Annotated in this window: 16 protein-coding genes; 12 read left to right on the top strand and 4 right to left on the bottom strand. The window is 38.8% G+C overall.

The genetic code is table 11. The features are described 5' to 3' along the window. Positions 1–190 precede the first annotated feature (190 nt). The 4 genes from IEV74_RS19255 (at position 191) to treR (ending at position 5,797) form a co-directional block, all read left to right on the top strand. The gene (locus IEV74_RS19255; protein WP_229683264.1) at positions 191–1,258 is read left to right on the top strand and encodes a PQQ-dependent sugar dehydrogenase; all 1,068 of its coding nucleotides are present in this window, start codon (positions 191–193) and stop codon (positions 1,256–1,258) included. Between the two features lie 231 nt (positions 1,259–1,489). Continuing rightward, entirely contained in the window at positions 1,490–3,385 is a 1,896-nt protein-coding gene (gene treP / locus IEV74_RS19250) for a PTS system trehalose-specific EIIBC component (RefSeq protein ID WP_229683263.1), read from the top strand. 27 nt (positions 3,386–3,412) lie between these two features. Then, on the top strand, positions 3,413–5,071 hold the full coding sequence (treC, locus tag IEV74_RS19245) for an alpha,alpha-phosphotrehalase (protein WP_188456970.1): 1,659 nt from the start codon (positions 3,413–3,415) through the stop codon (positions 5,069–5,071). A gap of 12 nt (positions 5,072–5,083) precedes the next feature. After that, complete coding sequence (gene treR / locus IEV74_RS19240; RefSeq protein ID WP_188456969.1) at positions 5,084–5,797, top strand: trehalose operon repressor; 714 nt, start codon at positions 5,084–5,086, stop codon at positions 5,795–5,797. Positions 5,798–5,868: 71 nt separating this feature from the next. Here the strand turns inward: treR and IEV74_RS19235 are convergent, their stop codons facing one another. From IEV74_RS19235 to IEV74_RS19220, 4 genes are all read right to left on the bottom strand, one after another. Then, positions 5,869–6,051 (bottom strand): hypothetical protein, encoded by a 183-nt coding sequence (locus tag IEV74_RS19235; protein ID WP_188456968.1) that lies wholly within the window; start codon positions 6,049–6,051, stop codon positions 5,869–5,871. Positions 6,052–6,146: 95 nt separating this feature from the next. After that, positions 6,147–7,088 (bottom strand): ABC transporter permease, encoded by a 942-nt coding sequence (locus tag IEV74_RS19230; protein ID WP_188456967.1) that lies wholly within the window; start codon positions 7,086–7,088, stop codon positions 6,147–6,149. After that, positions 7,081–8,001, bottom strand: coding sequence for an ABC transporter ATP-binding protein (locus IEV74_RS19225; RefSeq protein WP_188456966.1), 921 nt, complete (start codon positions 7,999–8,001; stop codon positions 7,081–7,083). Before IEV74_RS19225 ends, IEV74_RS19230 begins: the two co-directional genes overlap by 8 nt. Before the next feature lie 109 nt (positions 8,002–8,110). Further along, the gene (locus tag IEV74_RS19220) at positions 8,111–8,260 is read right to left on the bottom strand and encodes a YfhE family protein (protein WP_188456965.1); all 150 of its coding nucleotides are present in this window, start codon (positions 8,258–8,260) and stop codon (positions 8,111–8,113) included. A gap of 180 nt (positions 8,261–8,440) precedes the next feature. On the opposite strand from IEV74_RS19220, the gene IEV74_RS19215 reads away from it, so the two are divergent. From IEV74_RS19215 to IEV74_RS19180, 8 genes are all read left to right on the top strand, one after another. Beyond that, complete coding sequence (locus IEV74_RS19215) at positions 8,441–9,001, top strand: RNA polymerase sigma factor (protein ID WP_188456964.1); 561 nt, start codon at positions 8,441–8,443, stop codon at positions 8,999–9,001. Next, positions 8,998–9,771, top strand: coding sequence for an anti-sigma factor (locus IEV74_RS19210; protein ID WP_188456963.1), 774 nt, complete (start codon positions 8,998–9,000; stop codon positions 9,769–9,771). The genes IEV74_RS19215 and IEV74_RS19210 overlap by 4 nt, the downstream gene beginning before the upstream one ends. 293 nt (positions 9,772–10,064) lie before the next feature. Then, entirely contained in the window at positions 10,065–11,411 is a 1,347-nt protein-coding gene (locus tag IEV74_RS19205) for a copper amine oxidase (protein WP_188456962.1), read from the top strand. 38 nt (positions 11,412–11,449) lie between these two features. Further along, positions 11,450–12,088 (top strand): class F sortase, encoded by a 639-nt coding sequence (locus IEV74_RS19200; RefSeq protein ID WP_188456961.1) that lies wholly within the window; start codon positions 11,450–11,452, stop codon positions 12,086–12,088. 142 nt (positions 12,089–12,230) lie between these two features. Next, positions 12,231–13,379 (top strand): thiolase family protein, encoded by a 1,149-nt coding sequence (locus IEV74_RS19195; protein WP_188456971.1) that lies wholly within the window; start codon positions 12,231–12,233, stop codon positions 13,377–13,379. An 11-nt stretch (positions 13,380–13,390) separates the two neighbouring features. Next, the gene (locus IEV74_RS19190) at positions 13,391–14,161 is read left to right on the top strand and encodes an SDR family NAD(P)-dependent oxidoreductase (protein ID WP_188456960.1); all 771 of its coding nucleotides are present in this window, start codon (positions 13,391–13,393) and stop codon (positions 14,159–14,161) included. A 12-nt stretch (positions 14,162–14,173) separates the two neighbouring features. Beyond that, complete coding sequence (locus IEV74_RS19185) at positions 14,174–15,322, top strand: acyl-CoA dehydrogenase family protein (RefSeq protein ID WP_188456959.1); 1,149 nt, start codon at positions 14,174–14,176, stop codon at positions 15,320–15,322. A gap of 364 nt (positions 15,323–15,686) precedes the next feature. Next, positions 15,687–16,016, top strand: a 330-nt coding sequence (locus IEV74_RS19180; protein ID WP_229683262.1) for a transposase family protein, incomplete at its 3' end; no start/stop codon positions are given.

Below are 16,016 nucleotides of genomic sequence, written 5' to 3'. Positions count from 1 at the left end.
CTAAGGTGCGCATCCGCCCGCAGCGATCCCGGACGGCGACCCGAGAATATTACGTCGCAGTTTACGTCTTATGTGTAAAAACGATAATCTATAAGAAAATATACATTATAAATGGTTACTATGAAAGGTGTTAAACATAGTACATAATTTGGAGGGGATTTGTATCCGTATTTTATTGTTAAGTATCTCATTGTTAGTAATTTTTACTGGCTGTGCTAAAGATGAGGAAAAATCTCAAAAGCCAAATGAACCTGATTCAGCAGAAGAGCCCGAAACACCAGAACCAGAAGAAGCAACGAATATCGATAAACCTCAGATAGTCGGTGAAAACCTGCAAACGCCATGGGAAATCGTTTTATATAACGATGTGTTCTACATAAGCGAACGAACTGGCGCAATCGTAACAATTAAAGATGGCAACCAAATTAGAAAGAACGTTCAACTCTCAAAAGATTTAGCTGATCAGCCAGAAGCGGGATTACTGGGCATCGCCTTTCCGGAAAATTTTACTGATACAAATACAGTGTATGCCTATTACTCTTATCAAGAAAATAATGATGTCTACCAGCGGGTTGTTACAATCGAAGAAAAGAACGATCATTGGAAGGAAACAGATGTACTAATTGACCAAATCCCAGGTGGTCAGTTTCATCAAGGTGGACGCATTGAAATTGGACCAGATCATAAACTGTATATCACGACCGGTGATGCAACCGCCCCTGAATTAGCACAAAACTTAGAGAGTCTTGCCGGCAAAGTTTTGCGAATGAATCTGGATGGTTCTATTCCAAGTGATAATCCCTTTGATAATTCGTATATTTACACATATGGACATCGCAATCCACAAGGGCTTGCCTGGGATCATGCGGGCAATTTGTACGCAACGGAACATGGCTCGGATGCGTATGATGAAATTAACCGCCTTGAAAAAGGACGAAACTATGGATGGCCAGTTATACGTGGTGATAAAGCTGGAGATGAAATGGAGACCCCGGTGACTCATTCAGGTGAGGATACTTGGGCGCCATCCGGGATGACGTTTTTTAATGGTAACTTTTACTTTGCCTCGTTAAAAGGGGAAGGTTTGCGACGTTTTAATCCGGAGTCGGAAAAAATTGAGCTTATATATAGTGATTTTGGTCGTATTCGTGACGTTTTAGCTACGGAAAAGGGATTGTATATTATTACAAATAATACCGATGGGAGAGGGTCCCCGGCTGATAATGATGATCGATTATTGCTTTTGCCTTATTTATAAAATCAATTGTGATGATGAAAAATACCTGTCTGGCACAATCTATGCAGGACAGGTATTTTTCATGGGCATATTCGCATTGGCCTATCTGCAAGGGAGTGTTGTGTGATGTTCCGCCCATCCGCTTTAGGAAATTTATTTGAAAGCCCTTGCACAACATGTATATACAAGATATACTTGATAGACGAATATGTATATACAAGTTTCTGAATGAGAATATGAGGAGGTTATCCCGTGCCGAATAAATATGAAGAAATATATGCACCATTAAGTGGTGAAATAAAGTCACTTAATGCTGTCCCTGATCCAACATTTTCACAAAAGATGATGGGGGACGGAATAGCAATTGAACCAAGTGAAGGAAAAGTAGTATCGCCATTAGACGGAGAAGTTATACAGATTTTCCCAACGAAGCATGCTGTTGGAATTCGTGGGAAATCAGGCATAGAGGTTTTAATTCACATTGGCTTGGAAACGGTTTCGCTGGAGGGAAATGGGTTTGAAGCCCATGTGAAACAGGGAGACCATGTAAAAATTGGTGATCCGCTTGTTACATTTGATTTGAATTATATTAAAGAAAATGCAGCAAGTACGATTACTCCGATTGTAATTACGAATGGTGATGAATTTAAGCCTTTAGAAAAAACTAGCGAAACAAAAGCTGTGGCTGGCAAATCGGTTTTAGTTCGTACAGGTAAAAAAGACATGCATAATACAGTTAGTAAGGAAAAGAAAATGGCATACAGCAAGGAAGCAAATGAAATAGTTGCAGCTATTGGCGGTTTAAACAATATTAATGTTGCCACTCACTGTGTAACGCGTCTTCGTTTTGCATTAGCAGACGAGGAAAAAGTTGATAAAGCCGCGTTAGAAAATATGGATATCGTGAAAGGAACCTTTTCAGCAAATGGGCAGTTTCAGGTCGTAATAGGACAGGGGACTGTCGATAAAGTGTATGCAGCAATGGTTGAGGAAACGGATATAGAAGAAGCTTCAAAAGAGGATGTGAAAGCAGCCGCTAAACAAAATCCGCTGCAGCGTGGAATTAAAGTTCTAGCAGATATCTTTATTCCGATTCTTCCTGCAATCGTAACGGCAGGTTTACTGATGGGGATTAATAATATTTTAGTAAATCCAGTATTCGGTGATGAGTCGATCATTGAAATGTATCCAGGCTGGGCCGGGCTTGCTAACATGATCAACATTATTGCAAATACAGCGTTTACCTTTTTGCCGGCGTTGATTGGCTGGTCAGCTGTAAAGCGGTTTGGCGGAAACGAATTGCTTGGTGTTGTACTAGGTCTAATCCTTGTTCATCCAGACCTACTTAATGCTTGGTCATACGGTGATGCTCTGAAGGAAGGATCTATACCAACTTGGAACTTATTTGGCTTTGAAGTTGAAAAAATAGGCTATCAAGGTCAAGTGTTACCGGTTCTATTTGCTTCATGGGTTTTAGCAAAAATAGAAATCTTTCTAAAAAAACGTGTAATGGACTCGCTGCAATTATTGGTTGTTGCGCCGATTGGATTGTTAGTTACCGGATTCTTAACATTTATTGTCATTGGACCGATAATGTTTGCAATCGGTAACTGGATTACAGATGGATTGGTTGCCATTTTTGATTCATTTGCAATTCTGGGTGGCCTTGTATATGGTGCCATTTATGCTCCATTGGTTATTACGGGAATGCATCACACGTTCTTGGCAGTAGATTTACAGTTGGTAGGCAGCACTGGGTCGACATTCCTATGGCCGATTCTAGCATTATCAAACATTGCCCAAGGTGCTGCTGCATTTGCAATGATGCGTGCAGCTAGAGATGAAAAGCTAAAAGGATTGGCAGGAACATCAGGTATTTCTGCATGGCTCGGTATTACTGAACCAGCAATGTTTGGGGTTAACTTGCGATTTAAATATCCGTTTATTGCAGCAATTATCGGTTCAGCAATTGCGGGTGCATTTATTACAATGCAGCATGTCGAAGCAACCTCCATTGGCATTGGCGGATTACCTGGATTTTTATCCATAATTCCAGATGGCTGGACTGCATTTTTTATTGGAATGGCGATTGTAATTGTAGTACCATTTGTAATTACGTACATGATAGCAAAACGAAAAATGAAATAATACAACAAGAGCTATGAGGTGTAAACAATGAACGAAGCATGGTGGAAAAAAGCAGTAGTTTATCAGATTTATCCTAAAAGTTTTAACGATACCACTGGAAATGGAATAGGCGATATTCAGGGTATCATTGGAAAATTGGATTATATAAAATACCTGGGAGTCGACGTAATTTGGCTGACACCTGTTTACCAATCACCACAAAAAGACAATGGGTATGACATTAGTGATTATTTTGCAATTGAAGAAATGTATGGGACAATGGCTGATTTTGAGGAATTATTAACCGAAACGCATAAACGTGGCATGAAATTGATTATGGATCTTGTTATAAACCACACATCTACGGAGCATGAATGGTTTAGACAAGCATCTTCATCAAAGGATAGTCCATACCGGAATTTTTATATATGGAAAAATGCCAGAAATGGGGAAGAACCGAACAATTGGCAGTCCAAATTTGGTGGACCCGCCTGGCATTACGATGAAAAGTCAGAACAATATTATTTGCATCTTTTTGATGAAACACAGGCTGATTTAAATTGGGAAAATAATCATCTTCGGGAAAAATTATACGATATGATGCGATTTTGGGCTGATAAAGGAATCGATGGGTTTCGGTTGGATGTTATTAATTTGATATCGAAAAATCAGGACTTCCCAAATGACGAGACAGGTGATGGACGGAAGTTTTATACGGATGGTCCAAAAATTCATGACTATTTACACGAAATGAATCAGGCAGTTTTTGCACCATATGGGATGATGACAGTTGGTGAAATGTCGTCAACCTCTCTTCAGAATTGTATTTTATACACGCAGCAGGATCGTAATGAATTAGATATGGCTTTCCAGTTTCATCATCTAAAAGTCGACTATCCGAACGGGGAAAAATGGACAAAAGCACCATTTGATTTTTTACGTCTTAAACAGATATTGTCAAATTGGCAAGTGGGTATGCATGAGGGAGATGGGTGGAATGCATTATTCTGGTGTAATCACGATCAGCCCCGTGCAGTATCCAGATTCGGTGACGATACAAAGTACCACAATGAATCAGCAAAGATGCTTGCGACAACATTGCACATGATGAAGGGAACGCCATACATTTATCAGGGCGAGGAAATAGGCATGACAAATCCGAATTTTACCAGCATAGAAGATTACCGGGATGTTGAATCATTAAATGCATATAAAATAGTAAAGCAACAAGGTAAATCAGAACAAGAAACGATAGATACCCTAAAACAAAAATCCAGAGATAATGCACGAACACCGATGCAATGGACAAGTGAGAAGAATGCGGGATTTTCAACTGTGACACCATGGATACCGATTGCTGAAAATTATAAAACTATAAATGTGGAAAATGCAGTAAACGATCCCTCTTCCATCTTTTTTCATTATCAGCAGTTAATCGCCTTGCGTAAAAAGTATGATATCATAGCATATGGAGATTATCAGTTGCTTTATGAAGATGATTCCAACATTTTTGCTTACACACGTAATTGGAACGGTGAGTCCATTTTAGTTGCCAGTAATTTTTATAAAGAAGAGATTACAGTCGGCTTTGACATGGGTAGTTCAAAGGATGTTACCATTCTCCTTTCCAATTATCCAGATTCAGGGACAACTTTAGCAAAGTTACCTTTAAGACCATATGAATCGGTTGTGTATCATATAAAATAATGAGGTAGGAATATGCAAAAGAAATATATGACGATTTATCACGATCTCGTAAAAAAAATTCAAACCAATCATTGGCCGAAATCTACATTGCTGCCGTCGGAAAATGAATTGACTGGTTTGTATCATACTTCACGTGAAACGATTCGCAAGGCATTAAATATACTTGCTCAAAATGGGTATATTCAAAAAGTACGTGGCAAGGGATCTGTTGTTATTGATATCAGTAAATTTGATTTTCCTGTATCCGGAATTGTTAGTTTTAAAGAGCTTGCGAACAATATGCAGCTGCCGACCAGAACGCTGGTAAGGGAGCTTGCACTTGTTGAAGCAAGTCAGGATATACAAGAAATATTAAAGGTAGCGAAATCTGATTACATCTGGAATGTCGTTCGAGTTCGTGAAATATCCGGAGAAAAGATTATTTTGGATAAAGATTATTTTAATACGGCATATGTCCCCGTACTGACCAGGCAAATATGCGAGGATTCTATCTACGACTATTTGGAAAATGAACTGAAGTTAACAATTAGTTTTGCGCAAAAAGAAATTGTTGTGGAAGAACCGACAGACGAGGACCGTGATCTGCTCGATTTAGAAGGGTTCTCCAATGTTGTCGTTATAAAAAGCCAAGTCTTTTTAGACGATACTAGTCTTTTCCAATATACAGAATCAAGACATCGCCCCGATAAGTTTCGCTTTGTAGATTTTGCGAGACGCGTACGGTAAAGGAATCAAATCAGTATGCAGGTCATTAAAAAAGCTGTTTGTCCTCAGAGACAAACAGCTTTTTGTACTTATTATGATTGTTTCTTTCCTTTTTTCTCATTAGGAATATACTTTGTAAAGTATGCTGCGAATATTAAACAAATGAACGACAAGCCCCACGATGCAATGCCGCTCCATTGATAGTCAAAGCGCAGGCCGATAATTAAAATCAAAGCACTAAGAATAAGAAACATTGCAGATAAATACCGTTTCATTTTCACACCTCAATCAGAAAAGGCATAATTAAGTTTATTTCCCTATTATTTATAACATATGGTTTTACGTATTACAATGTCATTCAATTGATTAATTAATGACCTGCAACATCCCGTTTGGTAAAGAAAAGCCACGATATAAGAAGGAAAACAATGTAATATACGGCCAATACCGAGATTGAAAAGCCCAACGTCATCCCTTCAATCATAGGATCACCAAATTCGTATTGTTCCAAGTTTGTATTGGCAAATAAAATGTATTTAGCCCAGCTGCGGTCCGCGAAAAACCCAACGATTGAATTTCCTGCAAACATGAGAAAAATCGCTACACCAATTGCCAAAGAGCTTTGGCGGAAAGCGGAAGAAATCATAAATGCGAACGTAGCCATCATCAATAAAGTGACTAATTGATAACCGTATCCTTTTGTAATTTCCTCAAAAACAGATGCCTCTGCATAATTGCCTAATTGGTATTGGACAAAAGAAGGTTCTCCGTTGACACCGAAGAAAAGTGCTCCAACTATCCAGGAAAACAATAAGACAAAGAGAAGTGTAAAGAAGGCGAAAACAAGAACTGATATATATTTAGACAGCAAAATCTTGGTACGGGATAAAGGTCTAATTAGCAGCAGCTTGATCGTACCCCATTTGAATTCATTTGCGATTATACCGGCAGCCACTATAATTGTAAATAATGTGACTAGCGACAGCAGTAATTCATTTTCCATAACAAATTGCCATGCATCATATTCCCTTGGCTGAATATCGTTTTCCAAATGAAAATTGTTCTTTTCAAGCTGCATAGATACAAAACTATCTTCATTTTTCTTCAAAGTGTCATTAATCTCATTATTTTCTTCCTGTAATACTTCACGCCAATTATCCTGCTGGTACTTTTCATTAAGTTCACCATATGAATTTGCAACGACAGCTAATGTTACAATAATGCCCGCTAAAAGTAAGTACATTATCCAGGTTGACTTTCGTATGTATATTTTGAATTGTTCATTGTACAGAAGCTTAAAAAAGTTACTCAATTGTATTCTCCCCAATCAAATCGAAAAATTTATCCTCCAACGATGCTTTTGTAACACTTACCTGAAAAACGGAGATATCGTGTTCGACAAGTGTTTTAATTAACTGCGGTATCAATTCTTTTTCATTTTGAAATAACAGTGCCCCGCCTTTGACAGCAGATTCTATATCATGCTGAGATTTTAATAGTTCACAAGCTTTTTCGGCAGGTGTCACTTCCATAAGTATTTGACTTATTTGTTTTTCTGCCTGCGTGTCATGTACATCCTGTATTGCAATTAATTCTCCATTTTTAATAATTCCGATCCGATCACACATCTGTTCAATTTCAGAAAGCAGGTGACTGGAAATAATAACAGCAACATTTTCCTTTTCAGCAAGGCTCCGTATGTATGTACGAATTTCCCTTATGCCTGCAGGGTCAAGTCCGTTTGTGGGCTCGTCTAATATTAAAACGGATGGTTTATGCAATAATGCTTGAGCAATTCCAAGGCGCTGACGCATTCCTAAAGAATATTTTCCAACTTTATCATTGATCGGTTTTTCAAGTCCCACAAGTGAAATAACCTCGTGCACACGTTCTTTTGTAACACCAGGAATCATTCTGGCGTAATGCAATAGATTCTGTTTCCCGCTCATAAATGGATACATCTCAGGGTTTTCCACAATAGCACCGATTTCACGGGCAGCTTGTTTATAATCGGATTTAATACTGTTTCCCATAATTCGAATATCGCCATCGGAAAGGTTCATTAAACCGACCATCATACGAATTGTTGTTGTTTTACCAGCGCCATTTGGCCCAATAAATCCAAACACCTCACCCTGGTTTATGGTAAAGGAAATCCCTTTAATTATTTGTTTGCTGCCGATATTCTTTTTAACATCAAGCAACTGCATTGCAGGTTCTGACATATTATTTTACCTCCATTATTTTTTCTCCACTAGTTGATACGATTGTGCATAGGAAAAGTTTCAATTTAAAACAGGTCCCAATAAAATGGAACCTGTTTAATAATATATTTTATTTTTGATTTTCGTGTTTTGCTTCTTTTACCCGCGGCTTACGATAGCCACCTGCAATATCCGCCCGTTTGAATTCTCGAGTATAATGAACTTCCTGTGCATCCGACAGCTGTAAGTTTTTGGTCGGTTGGTATTGAGAGTTTCTCATTATCTACCTATCCTTTCCCTGTAAAAAATAACGTTCATTTTGGTTTTCCCGACTGAAATAGAATATAACATAAATTTTATTTAGATTGATCCATTTTTAAAAGTTGATCGTATTCTTATTAAGAATTTATTATGCCTCTTATGATATGATGAACCATATATCTTTTCAAAGGAGAATGTTATGCGAGAACATGATCTAGATTTATACAGACGGATCGAAGCACAAGACGAAAACGCTTTAGAACTATTGTATGATCGCTACGAAAAACTACTATTCTCTTTTGCATTCCGTATGACAAATAATAAGTTTCTTTCAGAAGAGGTCGTGCAGGAAGTATTTACAAAGTTATGGACAAAAAAAGGCATGTATGATGAATCGAAAGGCAAATTCTCATCATGGTTGTTGACCATAACACGTAATACAAGTATTGATTTATTACGGAAAAAGAAAGAAACGCCATACGAGCTGGAGGAAAGGGATGCTTTACTGGATGAACGGCCTTCAACAGAAGAAGTAGTTGAATGGAAGGAAAGCAGTGAAAGGATTTGTACAGCTGTTAAAGAGCTAACGAGTGAACAACAGGAAATCATTGAGTTATTTTATTTTAAAGGAATGTCTCAATCGAAAATTGCCACCACATGCAACATACCACTGGGAACAGTTAAAGGCAGGGTGCGGCTTGCATTAAAACACTTACGAGAAAAACTGTCGAATGTGCAGGAGAGGGGGGTTCGGGAATGACAAAAAATTCATGTGACGTATTACTGGATTATTTTAATGATCAATTGACATGTGAAGAACGGAAAGAATTTGAAGCCCATCTGCAAATCTGTAAAGACTGTCAAGATGAATTAAAAGAACTGCAGGAACTGACAGCTGACTTGCCATATAGCAGTGAACCAATCGAACCGTCTGCGGGGATGAGGGAGCGTGTCCTCTCTAATGTACTTCAGGCAGAAAATTCTGATATGGCAATGGAAGGTACAGAGGCAGAAAAAAATAAAACATCGAATGAACGAGTGACAGAGATTATCCCAGGTAAAAAAGTGAATAAATGGTATAAACCATTAGTCGCTGCTGTATTAGTGCTCTCATTGATCGGGAATGGTGCAGCAATAATATATATAAATCAAGACGAGGATGTAGCGGATTCAGGCTCTGAAACAATACGTGATACTATTCAACGAATGGAGGAACTTCAACCTTCTGAAGGTGTTAGTGCACAAGCGACTGCGATGATGATTGAACAAAACAAGAACACTAATTTGGTAGTGCAAGCCAGTGATTTACCACCGTTAGAAGGAGAAGAAACATATCAGGTTTGGGTGGTGGAAGATGGAAAGCCATATCGAGCGGGTACTTTTGTTCCGAATAATAATGGACTTGGTGCGGTGTCCTATGTAATCAATTATGAGGGAAATCATAAATGGGACACTATAGCTATTACAAAAGAACCAACTGCGAACAGCAAAACACCACAAGGGAATATTTTATTAAGTTCTCCGTTATAAAAAAAGTCTGTCACTAAGGTATTGTTGATTTCAAATGTATAATAAATTATTTAAGTCGAAGCTGTGAGCAAAGAGTTTCGGTGTTCACGTAATTGCAGCCAATAAATAAACTTTACAAAAACAGCCAAAATTAGAAAGCCGAAATGTGCTATATCAGTGCATCTAGGCTTTTTTTCTTTCATATTTCAAAAAAAAATAAAGAAAGTTATTAAAAATAGTGATCCAATTTAAAACTCGCTCCGTTAGCTTAGTAGAAAACAAAATACAAATCTATAATGAGGAGCGTGTTTTTCATGAATTGGAAAAAAGGATTTATTATTGCACCACTTAGTGCAACATTACTATTTTCTGCAAACGGAGGTCTAGTAAATGCAGCATCAATGGACAGTAGCCCTGCGGTAGAAACTGCTGCTGTTGATCTCAGAGCTGATTTAGGACATTTATTAAGTGAACATGCATTTCTAGCTATTGAGGCAATGCGCAATGGTGCAGCGGGATCAGAGGATTTTGAAGCATCTGTTGGAGCACTGAAAGCAAACACAGAGGATTTAAGCGCAGCAATTGCTTCTGTCTATGGTGATGAAGCAGGACAATCCTTTAACGATATGTGGAGTGCCCATATTGGATATTTTGTCGACTATGTGAATGCAACAGCAGAAGGGGACAAGGAAGCTAAACAAGCAGCATTAGATGAACTATCTCAATATAGAAAAGACTTCTCAAAGTTTCTTGAAACAGCAACCGGTGAACGACTAGAGGCTGGATCGTTAGCAGAGGGTTTACAAATGCATGTCAATCAGTTAATTGGAGCATTTGATAGTTATGTAGCGGAAGATTATCAAAAGGCATACGAACATGAACGTGAGGCAATTTCACACATGCACATGGTTGCAAAAGGGCTATCGGCAGCTATTGTTGATCAATTCCCTGACAAATTTAATGACACCATGGCTGTTACACCGGCTGGGGATTTACGTGCAGACTTAAGCTATTTATTGTCTGAACATGCAGGACTTGCGGTTGTTGCCATGCAAAATGGAATTGAGGGAACACCGGACTTTGAGGCTTCAACAAAAGCTTTAAGTGCAAACACCGAGGATCTATCAGCAGCAATCGCTTCTGTATATGGGGATGAAGCGGGTCAAGCTTTCCAGGATATGTGGTCAGAGCATATTGGTTATTTTGTCGATTACGTAAATGCTACAGCTGAAGAAAATGAAGATGCGAAACAAGAAGCTTTAGATAACCTAGCAATGTATAAAGAAAATTTTTCTAAGTTTATTGAAGAAGCAACAGGTGGACAGGTAGAAGCATCTGCATTGGCTGAGGGGTTGCAAATGCATGCTGATCAATTAATTGGTTCATTTGATAGCTATGCGGCTGGAACATATGATGAGGCATTTTCACAAGCACGTGAAGGATATGGACATATGTATACTGCTGCTAAACTTTTATCATCAGGAATTGTAGCGCAATTTCCAGATAAATTTGCAAGTGAAATGCCATCAGAAATGCCACAAACTGGTTATGCACCTGCAGATGAAAACAATATGATGTTATGGTGGACTTTAGGTGCAATTGCTTTAGCATTGGCAGCACTTGCAGCAATTCGTAAGTTTAAATTAGGAAATGAAGAATAGTAATTTTACATGAAGCAAAGGGGGAGGGAGACAGTGCGATGTGGAAGTTCATAAGTTTATTATTTTTGACGTTACTCATTGGCTGTGGGCAAACACAAAGCACAGAGTCTGCCCAAACCAGTGATATGAAATCAAGCCAAGAAGAAGTCAGCGAATCGTCTATTGAAGCTGCTAATAAGACTAATGAAGTAATGTCTCCTCCTATCATTAAAGATGCGCAATACGGTGTTGTACCGAAGAAAATTATTATTGAAAGGATTGGAATCGAAGCGGCAGTTGAACAAGTTGGCTTAACGAAAACTGGTAAAATGGAAGTACCAGAGGACTATCGGAATACAGGCTGGTTTAATGTAGGTGTTAAACCGGGTGACCGCGGCAGTTCAATAATAGCTGGTCATGTGAATGATCCCAAAGGTAAAGGGGTTTTCTGGGATTTAAATGAGCTTGAAACTGGTGATGAAGTAAAGGTTCTGGGTGAAGCGGGTGATTCACTAGTATTTGAAGTGGTGGATAAAAAATCTTTTCAAACTGGTAATGCACCTGTTCAGAAGGTTTTTGGCTATACCTCAAGACGAATGCTAAATCTGATTACCTGCACAGGGGAATACAATTATGATATAGGAACACACGAAGAACGTTTGGTTGTTTATACCGAATTAACAACCGATAACAAATAGACTTAAATAATACCCATTAATCAGTTATTGATTAATGGGTATTACTATGTTTGAAAAATCAACATTTTCAGTAAATAACTTTATCGTCTTTTCATATCAAGGTATACTGTATATAGGTATTATTTATGAATGGGGTGGAGTTATGCGGGAAGTTGTAATTGTAGAAGGTTGTCGTACAGCAGTAGCGAGACGTAAGGGTAAATTGGCAAATTATCGCCCCGATGAGCTTGCAGCGGTAGTTTTAGATGAATTAATCGCACGTGCAAATGTGAGTAAAGAGGATGTAGAAGACGTCATTTTAGGTTGTGTAACACAAATTAATGAGCAAGGAGGAAACATTGCTCGAACCGCTGCTTTAATAGCTGGATTTCCGACTCATGTTCCCGGAGTTACGATCGACAGACAATGCGGTTCAAGTCAACAGGCGGTCCATTTTGGGGCACAAGCAATTGCTTCAGGGGATATGGACATTGTCATTGCTGGCGGTGTAGAAAGTATGACACGTGCTCCGATGTTTTCGAATATGAAAGAGGCTGAACCGAGTGAAAAGCTAACGTCAGCCTATGAAATTGTGAATCAAGGAATTTCAGCCGAAAAAATTGCCGACAAATGGAAGTTTACTAGAGAACAACTGGATGCGTATTCCTTACAAAGCCATCAGCGTGCGGTAGCGGCAATTTCAAGTGGAAAATATGAAAGAGAAATTGTCCCAATTGAAGTGTACCTGGAAAACGGTACTATGGAGACATTTAAGATTGACGAAGGTCCCAGAAAGGATACTGCAATTGATATCTTAGCAGGTTTAAAAACAGTTTTTAAAGATAATGGAAAAATCACCGCTGGGAATGCCAGTCAAATGAGTGATGGGGCATCGGCTGTTTTGCTGATGTCTGTGGAGAAAGCAACCGAATTAGGATTAAAGCCAAAAGCCCGAATTGCAGCCCGTGCAGTTGTTGGTTCTGATCCAACGCTTATGCTGACAGGTCCTATTGCAGCAACAGAAAAGGTATTAAATAAAGCAAATCTAACCTTAAAAGATATGGATAGGTATGAGGTAAATGAAGCTTTCGCACCAGTGCCGCTTGCATGGCTAAACGATACTGGAGGCGACATGGAAAAACTGAATGTTAATGGCGGTGCAATTGCACTTGGCCATCCATTGGGTGCTACAGGAACAAAACTATTAGTCTCTTTAATCCATGAGCTAGAACGGATTGAAGGCAGATATGGATTACTTGCTATTTGTGAAGGTATGGGCATGGCAAATGCAACAATTATAGAGCGACTATAGGGGTGATTGGTATGAGGCTGCGTGATGTTCAAGCCATCGTAACAGGTGGTGCTTCAGGTTTGGGAGAGGCAACAGTCAGACATATTGTTGAAAATGGCGGGAAAGCGGCTATTTTTGATATAAATGATGAAAAAGCTGATCGGCTAATGAATGAACTCGGCAAGGAACAGGTTCTTTATATGAAAACGGATGTGACAAATGGAGGGCAGGTTGAAGATAATACAACCAAGGTTGCAGATACATTTGGCAATCTTAATGTTCTTGTCAATTGTGCTGGTGTCGCTACGCCGGGAAAAGTTATTTCGAGAAAAGGTCCAGTGGATTTATCGCATTTTAAAAAGGTTATTCAAGTAAATTTAGTTGGTACATTCAATGCTGTACGAATTGCTGCTGCCAATATGAAAGAAAATGAACCGAATAAAGATGGAGAACGGGGGGTAATTGTTAATACATCATCTATTGCGGCATTTGAAGGGCAAATCGGCCAAGCCGCCTATAGTGCATCGAAAGGCGGAATTGCAAGTATGACATTACCGATAGCTCGAGAGTTTGCTAGTTTCGGTGTTAGGGTTATGGCAATTGCCCCAGGTTTATTTGAAACGCCGATGTTTGATACATTGCCTGAAGCTGCAAAAAAAAGCTTGGGTGAAATGACACCGTTTCCAAACCGCCTAGGTAATCCAGCAGAATATGCAAAATTAGTAGAAAGTATCCTAACAAATCCTATGCTTAATGGTGAATTGATTCGCTTGGACGGTGCAATTCGGATGCAGCCAAAATAAGGAGTGACCATTATGGGGAAGTATCGATTTGAAACGGAGGATCATGAATTATTCCGTAAGTCTTTTCGAAAGTTTTTACAAAAAGAAGTGGAGCCAAACTATGACAATTGGGAAGAAAACAGGATTATACCTATCGAGCTTTGGCGGAAAATGGGTGAGATGGGTTTCCTTTGCCCGCATGTAGCAGAAGCATATCGTGGTTTAGGTCTTGATTTCAGTTATTCCGTTATTATTTTAGAAGAATTAGAACGTGTGGGAACGAGTTTAACTGGAATCGGACTTCATTCAGATATTGTTGTTCCATATATAGAATCATATGGTACAGAAGAACAGAAAAAACGCTGGCTCCCGGGATGTGTGACAGGAGAAAATATTACTGCAGTTGCCATGACAGAACCAGGAACCGGGTCAGATTTAGCAAACATTGCTGCAACTGCCATTCGTGATGGGGATGACTATATTGTCAATGGACAAAAGACGTTTATTACGAATGGCATCCATGCAGGTCTAATTTTAGCTGTAGTTAAAACAGACCCAAAAGCTGAGCCAAAGCATAAAGGAATTAGTCTGTTAATAGTTGAGGATGGTATGGAGGGATTTTCCCGTGGCCGAAAACTAAACAAAGTTGGTATGCATGCACAGGATACAGCAGAATTATATTTTGAAGACTGCCGTGTACCTGCTGCAAATTTGATCGGTGAAGAGGGGAAAGGCTTTCACTATTTAATGGAAAAATTGCAGCAGGAGCGATTAGTTGTAGCAATTGCTGGTCTGGCAGCCTCCGAAGATATGGTTGAAATTACTTTAGATTATGTCAAGTCCAGGAAGGCTTTTGGCAAACCAATCGGATCATTCCAAAACACGCAATTCAAACTAGCTGAAATGGCAACAAAGGTTGAGATTGGTAAATCCTTTTTAGAATCGTTAATTGAAGACCATATTGCAGGGAAGGACATTGTAAATAGAGTATCGATGGCAAAATACTGGTTAACGGAAACTGCAAAGGAAATTGCTTCAGAGTGTATGCAATTGCACGGAGGCTATGGGTATATGGAAGAATATAAGATTGCCAGAAGATATCGTGACACGCCTGTTGCGGCTATTTATGCCGGAACAAACGAAATAATGAAAACGATAATAGCTAAAAATATGGGGCTGTGAATTGAACGAGAAAATTAGATGCCAATTGCAGGTGACTTGCACACCACATGAGAGGGGAATCACGTGTGCATGTAAAAATGGGTCTTCGGAATATATAGTGGAAAACCCAGTTTAATAGTTTAACAACAATTTAATCATAAATCGGATTATTTAGTGGAATATCATTATCCTTTATTGGTATAATTAACCTATCAAATGATAGGAGTGATGGTAATGAGAGAGTTTAAGTTTCGTGCTTGGATAAATTTGTACTCACATTGGCATATGACAAACGAAGTACAATATGTGGATGATAAGACACTTGAATGCAATTTAAAAATTATTGGTAATATCTATCAAAATCCAGAGTTGGTTCAGGTGTAATATGAACGACTTATTATTCCTCCCAGATCTTACAGCAATCGAACCACCACAAGAGAATGAAACCGATATGATGTTTAAAGTGGAAGCAATCTATCCTCCAGAACGTTGTCCAGAATGTGGTTTTGACAAGTTATATAAGCACAGCTCACGAAAACAATTGATTATGGATTTGCCCATTCGTTTAAAGCGAGTTGGCTTACAATTGAACCGTAGACGTTATAAGTGTTGTGAGTGTGACTCGACCTTTTGGGAACGTCTTATATCTGTAAAGCATCACTTTATTCCCTCCAAAAAAGGCTTACTTTATTCACATTTCTCCGGTGTGATCGCT

The organism is Virgibacillus oceani (assembly GCF_014638995.1).
Lineage (GTDB): Bacteria > Bacillota > Bacilli > Bacillales > Amphibacillaceae > Virgibacillus_E > Virgibacillus_E oceani.
This window is presented reverse-complemented; position numbering and strand designations above follow the sequence as displayed.